The sequence below is a fragment of the Mycolicibacterium palauense genome (genome assembly GCF_002592005.1).
Lineage (GTDB): Bacteria > Actinomycetota > Actinomycetes > Mycobacteriales > Mycobacteriaceae > Mycobacterium > Mycobacterium palauense.
Genome location: NZ_NVQF01000149.1, coordinates 1 through 6,953, shown reverse-complemented (window position 1 = coordinate 6,953; position 6,953 = coordinate 1). Strand labels below are relative to the sequence as shown.

7 protein-coding genes and 1 pseudogene are annotated in these 6,953 nt (G+C 70.4%); 4 read left to right on the top strand and 4 right to left on the bottom strand.

What is annotated here, in order from left to right:
* A pseudogene (locus CSR00_RS28895) lies at positions 1 to 825 on the bottom strand (hypothetical protein); the annotation flags it as partial.
* A gap of 348 nt (positions 826 to 1,173) precedes the next feature.
* Here CSR00_RS28895 and CSR00_RS28890 point away from each other — a divergent pair.
* Positions 1,174 to 1,437: a DUF3107 domain-containing protein gene (locus tag CSR00_RS28890; protein WP_218014562.1), complete on the top strand. Its 264-nt coding sequence runs from the start codon at positions 1,174 to 1,176 to the stop codon at positions 1,435 to 1,437.
* Here CSR00_RS28890 and CSR00_RS28885 read toward each other — a convergent pair.
* Positions 1,424 to 2,110, bottom strand: coding sequence for an HTH-type transcriptional activator FasR (locus CSR00_RS28885; RefSeq protein ID WP_099025795.1), 687 nt, complete (start codon positions 2,108 to 2,110; stop codon positions 1,424 to 1,426). The genes CSR00_RS28890 and CSR00_RS28885 overlap by 14 nt on opposite strands.
* Before the next feature lie 189 nt (positions 2,111 to 2,299).
* Between CSR00_RS28885 and CSR00_RS28880 the strand changes: the two genes are divergently transcribed.
* The 3 genes from CSR00_RS28880 (at position 2,300) to CSR00_RS28870 (ending at position 5,634) form a co-directional block, all read left to right on the top strand.
* Positions 2,300 to 3,352, top strand: a complete 1,053-nt coding sequence (locus tag CSR00_RS28880; protein ID WP_407662536.1) for a DUF3152 domain-containing protein — start codon at positions 2,300 to 2,302, stop codon at positions 3,350 to 3,352.
* Between the two features lie 140 nt (positions 3,353 to 3,492).
* The gene (moeZ, locus tag CSR00_RS28875; RefSeq protein WP_328514782.1) at positions 3,493 to 4,674 is read left to right on the top strand and encodes an adenylyltransferase/sulfurtransferase MoeZ; all 1,182 of its coding nucleotides are present in this window, start codon (positions 3,493 to 3,495) and stop codon (positions 4,672 to 4,674) included.
* A 105-nt stretch (positions 4,675 to 4,779) separates the two neighbouring features.
* Positions 4,780 to 5,634, top strand: a complete 855-nt coding sequence (locus tag CSR00_RS28870) for a TIGR02569 family protein (protein WP_099025793.1) — start codon at positions 4,780 to 4,782, stop codon at positions 5,632 to 5,634.
* Between the two features lie 18 nt (positions 5,635 to 5,652).
* On the opposite strand, the gene CSR00_RS28865 is transcribed toward CSR00_RS28870, so the two are convergent.
* A complete protein-coding gene (locus CSR00_RS28865; RefSeq protein ID WP_099025797.1) occupies positions 5,653 to 5,961 on the bottom strand; it encodes an MGMT family protein in 309 nt (102 codons plus the stop codon).
* A 64-nt stretch (positions 5,962 to 6,025) separates the two neighbouring features.
* The gene (locus tag CSR00_RS28860) at positions 6,026 to 6,889 is read right to left on the bottom strand and encodes an alpha/beta hydrolase (RefSeq protein WP_099025796.1); all 864 of its coding nucleotides are present in this window, start codon (positions 6,887 to 6,889) and stop codon (positions 6,026 to 6,028) included.
* Positions 6,890 to 6,953: the final 64 nt, after the last annotated feature.

Genomic DNA, 6,953 nt, shown 5'->3' with positions numbered 1-6,953 from the left:
GGAGTAGATGATGGGGACCAGATCGATGGGCTGGCGGTTTCCGGTGACGGTGTAGGTCACCACCCGGTCGGGTGCGGGAGCCTCGGCCGGCGGGGGGGGCGGGGGAGGCTGCGGGGCCGGGAAGGCGTCGGCCGACGGGCTCGGTGTCACCGTGACGACGGTTTCCGGGGCCAGGGACTGCTCCGGAACCGGTGCCGGCGCGCCCGGAGGTGCGGTGGCGATGACGGTGCGCGGCGGTTTCGACGTCGCCGGCGCGGCGTCCTGGGGAACCGACGTGCTCGGCGCGGTGGGCGTCAGCGCCGTCGTCGAGGTGGAGTCGCCCTTGACCAGCACCATCGTGGCGACGACGGCCGCCAGCAGCACCACGGCGGCGATGCCGGCCACCCACCGCCAACGGATGTCGCGGTAGCCGCCGTGCCCGTCGAACTCCTCCCAGTCCTCGTAGTCGCTGAAGCCATCGTCGTCGCCGTCGTAATAGTCCCGGCCATCCCGGCCGTCCCGGTCGTCGTAGCCTGCGGGGTAGGGCTCCTCGGTCGCGGTGGCCCCGGCGTACGCGGAGTAGCCGCCGGATTCCGCGCCGTGGTCCCCGGAGCGGCGGAGCCCGCCGTAGCGGCCGGACTGGGAGGTCGCCGCCCCGTAACCCCGGTAACCCGAATTGGCCATGTACCGCTCGGACCAGCTGGTCGGCTCGGAGGAGGGCTCGGAGGAGGGCTGGGAGGAGGGCCGGTCACGCGGGGCGTCGCCCGACGGTGCACCGGTCCCGTCGGGCGTGCCGGCCCGTCGTCCACCCAGGGCCCCCGGGCCGCTCCAGTAGGGCTTGCTCATTGCACAACCACCCAGACCTGTCAATTCACACTAGCCACATCTGTCACTTCGACACCACGATCGTATAGGGGCGGTGTTGGTGCGGCCCGCTGGCGCTGTCGGTGTGTCGGCGGCAAGCGGGCAGCGAGCAGGATCCGGGATGGGGCCGGGACAGGCCGGGACGGGGCCGGGAATCGGCGGGAAGGGGCGGTCCGGTCGGGCCGTTCGCGCCCGTCTTCGCCGAACGCGAACGGCTGGCTCGAACGGCCGCTCCCGGCGTCGATTAACCTGCATGTGCGGGCGCACCCGAACCGGCGTGCGCCCACGGCATTCTTCGGGATGGCTTCGCATAGGGATATGGAGAAAGGGATCGGCGTGGAGGTCAAGATCGGTGTCGCGGACAGCCCGCGTGAACTCGTGTTCACCAGCTCGCAGGCGCCGGAGGAGCTGGAAAAGGCGGTGGCCACAGCGCTGGCCAAGGGCTCGGACGTGCTCGCCCTGATCGACGAGAAGGGCCGTCGATTCCTGGTGCCGTCGGCCAGGATCGCCTATGTCGAACTCGGTCCGGCCGACGGTCGGCGAGTCGGCTTCGGCATCGGTTCCGGGCCGATCGCCGCGCCTACGACCGAGTAAGCGGCACGTGGGACAGGCCGCCCCAGATGAACTGGACGGTGCCCTCCACGGCGTCGTCCTTGCTGACGGGGCGGTCATTGTCCAGCCAGTACCGCGCCGAGTCGACGCTGATGCTCACCAGACCGACCGCGATCATCCGGGCGCGGTGCGGCTCGAGCCCGGAGTCGTGGCTGATCAGATCGAACACCGCGTCGGTGCACGACTCGGTGGCCACCTTGACCTGGGCGGAGACCTGCGGCTCGGTCACGTAGTCGTTCTCGAAGATCAGCCGATACCCCTGGCCGTCGTGTTCGATGAAGTCGAAGAAGGCCTCCACGGCGGCGCGCACCCGCTGCCGGTTGTCGGTCGTGGTGCGTAGCGCCTGCCGCACACCGGAGACCAGGTTCTCCACATGCCGGGCCAGCACCGCCAGATACAGCTCCAGCTTGCTGGAGAAGTGCTGGTAGAGAACGGGTTTACTGACCCCGGCGCGCTCGGCGATCTCGTCCATGCCGGCGGCGTGGTAGCCGCGGTCGACGAAGACGTCGCTGGCCGCCATGAGCAGCTGGCCGCGCCGCTCGTCACGGGGTAACCGGTTTCCGCGCCTGGTCGCCTGCGGTGCGGCGCCCGCTGCGGCACCCCCGTTGGCGGATCGGGCGCCTCGCCGTGCGGTTGTGTTGGCGAGATCGCTCATCAATTCCTCGATCCGGATTCGTGCATGGCCCTCGGACCGCCGTCGGTTGCAGGGCCTGCTGCGACGACATTACTACTCGACCACACCGGCGGTAGGAATGCGGCCGTGGTCACGGGCGTGGCGCTGCGGGCGTGGTGCTGCGGGCGCGCCGCGAAGTGCCAGCACAGCGAACTGTGCCATTCTGGGTCGGTGACCTACGACCCGGGCCGTCACGGGGATAGCCGCGTGCCGGTCATGCGCAGCGAGTGGCGTGAGCCCCTGCGCGCCCAGCGCGATCCCCTGGCCGGGGAGTCCGGCCGGGTCCGGTCCAATCGCGACGACCGCCGGCAATGGCGCAAACAGTCCTGGCTGGGACGGTTCGTCTCCACCTACGGGTGGCGGGCCTACGCGCTGCCGATCCTGGCCGTGGTGACGGTGGTGGTGATCTACCAGACGGTGACCGGCACGCAGGCGTCGGCGCCGACCGCCGTCGACGAGGTCGCCGTCGAGGGGCCGCCGACGATCGGCGCCGCGGGCACCACGATCATCGGCGCACCGCCGCGCGGGCTGACCGAGTTCGATGCCAATCTGCCCACCGGCATCCTCCCCGACGGGGGACCGTTCACCGAGGCGGGCGAAAAGACCTGGCGCATCGTGCCGGGCACCACCCCGCAGGTGGGGCAGGGCACGGCGAAGGTGTTCCGCTACACCGTCGAGATCGAGGACGGGATCGACACCGCCTCGTTCGGAGGCGACGAGGCATTCGCCCGGATGGTCGACGAGACCCTGGCCAACCCCAAGAGCTGGATCCACAATCCGCAGTTCGCCTTCGAGCGGGTGGATGCCGGGTCGCCGGTGGATCCAGATTTCCGGGTCTCGCTGACCACACCGATGACCGTGCGCGAGGGCTGCGGCTACGAGATCAAACTCGAGGCCAGCTGCTACAACCCCTCCTACACGCAGGTGGCGGGGCAGGAGCCGGAGCCGCGGGTGTTCATCAACGAAGCCCGGTGGGTGCGCGGGGCGGTGCCCTTCCAGGGCGACGTCGGCTCCTACCGGCAGTATCTGATCAACCACGAGCTCGGCCACGCCATCGGCTACCAGCACCACGCGCCCTGCGAGGCAGAGGGCGCGCTGGCGCCGGTGATGATGCAGCAGACGTTCTCCACGGCCAACGACGACGCGTCCCGCTTCGACCCGGACTGGGTCAAGCCCGACAACAAGACGTGCCGGTTCAACCCCTGGCCGTACCCCATCGCCTGACGGCGCCGCCGGGCGCCGTCCCGGGGTGGGCGCGCTTCGCGGTCTCGGGAAGTTCCGGACCACCTCGCGCGTTGACGCTGGTGAGTTTTTGACACAATCGTCTCTAGATGTCCCCAAGAGGAGCCCGTTGCGTGTCCACACTGCCACCGCTGGTAGCGCCAGCAGCCGAACTGACCCGTGAAGAGGTCGCGCGCTACAGCCGCCATCTCATCATTCCCGACCTCGGGGTCGACGGCCAGAAACGGTTGAAGAACGCCCGCGTGCTGGTCATCGGCGCCGGCGGGCTCGGTTCGCCGACGCTGCTGTACCTGGCCGCGGCCGGGGTCGGCACCATCGGGATCGTCGAATTCGACGTCGTCGACGAGTCCAACCTGCAGCGCCAGATCATTCACGGCCAGTCCGATATCGGACGGTCCAAGGCCCAGAGCGCCCGGGATTCGATCCGCGAGGTCAACCCGCTTGTCGACGTGCGCCTGCACGAGTTCCGGCTGGAGCCCGACAACGCGGTGGAACTCTTCGAGCAGTACGACCTGATCCTGGACGGGACCGACAACTTCGCCACCCGGTACCTGGTCAACGACGCCGCCGTGTTGGCCGGTAAGCCCTACGTGTGGGGATCGATCTACCGGTTCGAAGGCCAGGTGTCGGTCTTCTGGGAGGATGCCCCCGGTTCGCCCACGGGCGACAAGCAGGGCCTCAACTACCGCGACCTCTACCCCGAGCCGCCGCCGCCGGGCATGGTGCCCTCCTGCGCCGAGGGCGGGGTGCTGGGCATCCTCTGTGCCTCCATCGCCTCGGTGATGGGCACCGAGGCGATCAAGCTGATCACCGGGATCGGCGATTCGCTGCTGGGCCGGCTGATGGTCTATGACGCCCTGGACATGAGCTATCGCACCATCAGGATCCGCAAGGATCCCTCGACCCCGAAGATCACCGAGCTGATCGACTACGAGGAGTTCTGCGGCGTGGTCTCCGAGGACGCCGCCAGCGCCGTGGTGGACTCCACGATCACCCCAGCCGAGTTGCACGACATGCTCGACGCCGGCAAGAGCATTGCGCTGATCGACGTGCGTGAGGCCGTCGAATGGGACATCAACCACATCGAGGGTGCCGAACTGGTGCCGAAGTCGGCGATCGAAACCGGTGACGGGCTGGCCAAGCTGCCGCAGGACCGTACCGCGGTGCTGTACTGCAAGACCGGTGTCCGCTCGGCGGAGGCGCTGGCCGCGGTCAAGAAGGCCGGGTTCTCCGACGCGGTCCACCTGCAGGGTGGGATTGTCGCGTGGGCCAAGCAGTTCGAGCCCGAGATGGTCATGTACTGACCCACGCGGGCTCATCGGCACCGCCGCACGGTGTCGCCCCGCGAGCTGCGCGACACAGCAGGCGGGCGGGGCTGAACCCGGGGTGCGTCGCTATAGGCTGGCGGGGTGACTGTCGATCGGCCGCCCGAGCATGTGCTGGCCGCGTTCGGGATGGGCGGCGTGGAGCCGACCCCGCTCGGCGCCGGCTGGGAGGGCGGCTGGCGCTGCGGTGAGGTGGTGCTGTCCCTGGTCGCCGACCACGCCCGGGCGGCGTGGTCGGCCAAGGTCCGCGAAACCCTGTTCGTCGACGGCGTGCGGTTGGCGCGCCCGGTCCGCTCCACCGACGGCCGGTACGTGGTCTCGGGTTGGCGCGCGGACACCTTCGTCGCCGGGGTGCCCGAACCCCGCCACGACGAGGTGGTGTCGGCGGCCGTGCGGCTGCACGAGGCCACCGCGAAACTGGAGCGGCCCCGATTCCTGACCCAGCCTCCGGTGGCGCCGTGGGCCGACGTCGATGTCTTCATCGCCGCCGACCGCGCCGCGTGGGAGGAGCGGCCGCTGCACTCGCTGCCCGCGGGAGCGCGAGTGTCGCCCGGGTCGGCCGACGGGCAGCGTTCGGTCGACCTGATCAACCAGTTGGCCTCGCTGCGCCGGCCGACCAAGAGTCCCAGCCAGCTCGTGCACGGAGACCTCTACGGCACAGTGCTTTTCGCGGGCACGGCGGCACCGGGCATCACCGACATCACGCCGTACTGGCGTCCGGCCTCCTGGGCCGCCGGGGTGGTCGTCGTGGATGCGCTGGCCTGGGGCGAGGCCGACGACGGCCTCATCGAGCGCTGGTCCGCGCTACCGGAGTGGCCGCAGATGCTGCTGCGGGCGTTGATGTTCCGGCTGGCCGTGCATGCGCTGCATCCCCGGGCCACCGCCTCGGCGTTTCCGGGCCTGGCCCGCACCGCCGCCCTGGTGCGCCTGGTCCTCTGACTCCGGCGGGTGCCGCGGTCAGAATCCGTGCCGAACCTCGTCGAGCGGTATCCGGCCGCCGACGGCGAGCACACCCTCGGCGCGCAGCAGCTCCAGCTGCCGGTCGGCCAGGTGCGGGGCGGGTCGGCCCGATGCCGTGATCACCCGGTGCCACGGCAGATCCGCCGAGTCGGTGCGCATGATCCAGCCGACGATCCGCGCACTGGACAGGCCCGCCGCCGCGGCGACGTCGCCGTAGGTGGACACCGAACCCGGCGGAATCGCGGCCACCAGCGCCCGCACCCGCTCCACCTGCTCCTCGGTGACCTTGCCCCTGCCCTTGCCCATGTCCAATCCGATGTCCGATCCGATGCCCGATCCGATGTCCAATCCCATGTCCGGGGCCGGGCGCCTAGCGGCGGTCGAGCCGGTCTCGGATGATGCGCGCGGTCTCGGCGGGGCGCGCCTGAGCCACCATGTGGTCGCAGTCGAGGTCGATGAGCTCGAAATCGGCGCGCCGCCCCAGCGCGTCGAGCAAACCCGGGGTCACGTAGGGCGGGGAGGTTCGGCGGGCTCGCACCACCGTCACGCCGATGTCCGGGGGCGGCAGTGCGGCCGGCCGGGCCAGCTCGCTCCAGTAGGACATCATCGCCGGGATGCTGATCCGCCAGCCGACCCGCCCGTGGGGAAGCTCGACGAGGTGCTCGTCGAGTTCGGCGTCGAGCTGCTCGTCGTCGACGTCGCCCCACGACCCGGACCGTTTCTCCTCGCGGGCCTCGGCGCGGTCGGTGTAGTCGGGGGAGGCGAACATCGAGTCGGCGATCTCGGCCATCCAGCCGCCGTCGAGCCCCACCGCCGGGTCCAGCAGGACCAGTGCGGCCACCCGTTCGGGATGCGCCGCCGCCAGCTGCAGCGCGACGGCGCCGCCGAACGAATGTCCCACCACCACAACACCGTCGGTGTGCCGGTCGGTGCCGTCACCGGAGCCGTCACCGGAGCCGTCACTGGAGCCGTCACTGGAATTGTCGCTGGAGCCGTCGGCCAGCACCGCGGCCAGGGCGGCGGCGTTGGCCTCGATCGTCCACGGCGCCGACCGTGGTGAACGCCCGTGCCCGATGAGATCGGGCGCCACCACGGCGACATCGGGCAGGTGCCGCTCGGCCAGGGTCTGCCAGCGCCGGCCGTGCCCGGTCAGACCGTGGATCGCCAACACCTGCGGGGGCCGGCGGGGTCCCTGCTGGGGTCCCTGCTGGGGTCCGTAGTGGTACCGGTGCAGTTCGTGCGCTGGCTCCTTCTCTCCTCTGACCCTTCCGACCACCACTCCTCTACTAACTCTGCTA

Bases quoted from the DNA above. Each gene is read 5' to 3' on its own strand.
- CSR00_RS28885 (WP_099025795.1), bottom strand. From the start codon at position 2,110: ATGAGCGATCTCGCCAACACAACCGCACGGCGAGGCGCCCGATCCGCC.
- CSR00_RS28865 (WP_099025797.1), bottom strand. From the start codon at position 5,961: ATGGGCAAGGGCAGGGGCAAGGTCACCGAGGAGCAGGTGGAGCGGGTG.